This is a genomic window from Endozoicomonas sp. ONNA1, assembly GCF_024606325.1.
Lineage (GTDB): Bacteria > Pseudomonadota > Gammaproteobacteria > Pseudomonadales > Endozoicomonadaceae > Endozoicomonas_A.
Genome location: NZ_JAHHPN010000002.1, coordinates 1 through 1,632, shown reverse-complemented (window position 1 = coordinate 1,632; position 1,632 = coordinate 1). Strand labels below are relative to the sequence as shown.

Here is a 1,632-nt window from a genome sequence, read left to right as displayed (position 1 = left end):
TCCGTTTGCACTGCGAAGAGCCACCCTGGGTGTCCTGCGTATTATTGTTGAGAAGTACATGGCTTCCTCTTAGTGATTTGATGGCAAGCCAACATCTTCATCACCTGTTATCCGGTGATGAATGATGTCTGAGCTTAAGCCCCTTCCGATTTCCCATTCATGTTATCCAGTGTATTGGAAATCCAGTCCCGAGCTTCATTATTAATCTCCAGCGCCGTCCTGTCTTTGGTTTCTATGACTGTTCCTATATGAAGCTGAATGGTCCCGGGCTTTTTTAGAAAACTGTTCATAGGCCAGCAAGCAGCGGCATTATGGGCAATGGGCAGTACATTAACCCCAGCCTTTCGTGCCAGATTGACACCGCCTCTTGAGAACTTGCCTAGCTGGCCATTAGGATTACGAGTACCTTCTGGAAAAATCAAAACCCAACGACCGTCGTGCAAAGCTGAAGTACCCTGTTCTACTACATCGTTTAATGCGGCCCTTGGATCATTACGATTAATGGCGATAGGTTTAATGAGTCTGATGGCCCAGCCAAAGAATGGAATTTTCAATAGCTCTTTCTTAAGAACCGGAGCCTGAGGGCTAAAGAGCGTCTGCAGGAAAAACGTTTCCCAAGTGCTTTGGTGATTACTGATCATGACGCATGGGATGTCAGTAATGTTTTCTTTTCCATGTACTTCATACTTTATCCCACAGATAAATCTGGCCAGTCCCATAGCGATAATCGCCCAGTACTTCACCAGTATGTTGTGGCGTCTGTTCATGGGAACGAGAGGAGCAACAAAAACCATTACCATGGACCAGAAAACAGTAAAAATGGTCAGCAGGAAATAAAATAAAGCTGTTCTTATGGATTGAACGACGAGTGACATTTAAAACCTATTGTGTTTATCCTTGAAGACTGATCTGTGACTGTCCGATAATGAAGCGAGTAAAAGCGGCCAAGTCTTCAAACACTGGCACATTATCAAGACCTTCCCCTTTATTTAGCGTTCTGACGCCCTTGCCGGTTTTTACCAGAGCTACCTTACATCCCACTGCTTGCCCTGCCTCAAGATCTCTTAGAGAGTCCCCGACGACCCAGGCAGATGATGCAGGAATGTTTAGAGTTTCTTCGATCTGTTCAATCATCCCCGGAAGAGGCTTTCTGCAACAACATTGATCGTCAGGGCCATGGGGACAGTATTGAATGCAGTCAATCTTGCCACCTTCTGAAACCACCAGATCGAGCATTTTTTGATGCATGGCCTTGAGGGTTTCTTCAGTAAAGTAACCTCTGGCAAGGCCCGACTGGTTGGTTGCAATGGCGATGGAATACCCTGCCCTGCTGAGCCTGGCTATAGCTTCAATGCTGCCAGGCAGAGGAATCCACTCATCTACCGAACGAATGTAGTGGTCAGAGTCTTTATTAATGACTCCGTCGCGGTCAAGAATGATCAGTTTGCTCATAATTTCAGAAAGCAGGTTTGATACCTGAAACATTGGAAAATATTGGTTTTTGCTCGAATTGATGAAAGCTGGCTCAGTGATTCAGTTCCGAGAGTAGAACCAGTCATAAGCTATCAAATCCAGTGTGTTGACATCCTCTCGCCCCTGAAGGAGCGAGATTCCCGTTAGTCACCTAACAGG

2 protein-coding genes are annotated in these 1,632 nt (G+C 45.9%); both read right to left on the bottom strand.

Annotation, left to right across the window (positions count from 1 at the left end; all coding sequences use genetic code 11):
• Window positions 1–134: 134 nt before the first annotated feature.
• Window positions 135–875: a 1-acyl-sn-glycerol-3-phosphate acyltransferase gene (locus tag KDK19_RS00025; protein ID WP_257275076.1), complete on the bottom strand. Its 741-nt coding sequence runs from the start codon at window positions 873–875 to the stop codon at window positions 135–137.
• A gap of 16 nt (window positions 876–891) precedes the next feature.
• Window positions 892–1,452: a D-glycero-beta-D-manno-heptose 1,7-bisphosphate 7-phosphatase gene (gene gmhB / locus KDK19_RS00020; protein WP_257275077.1), complete on the bottom strand. Its 561-nt coding sequence runs from the start codon at window positions 1,450–1,452 to the stop codon at window positions 892–894.
• Window positions 1,453–1,632: the final 180 nt, after the last annotated feature.

Excerpts from the sequence above, each read along its gene's own strand:
- KDK19_RS00025 (WP_257275076.1), bottom strand. The coding sequence starts at position 875 with ATGTCACTCGTCGTTCAATCCATAAGAACAGCTTTATTTTATTTCCTG.
- gmhB (WP_257275077.1), bottom strand. The coding sequence starts at position 1,452 with ATGAGCAAACTGATCATTCTTGACCGCGACGGAGTCATTAATAAAGAC.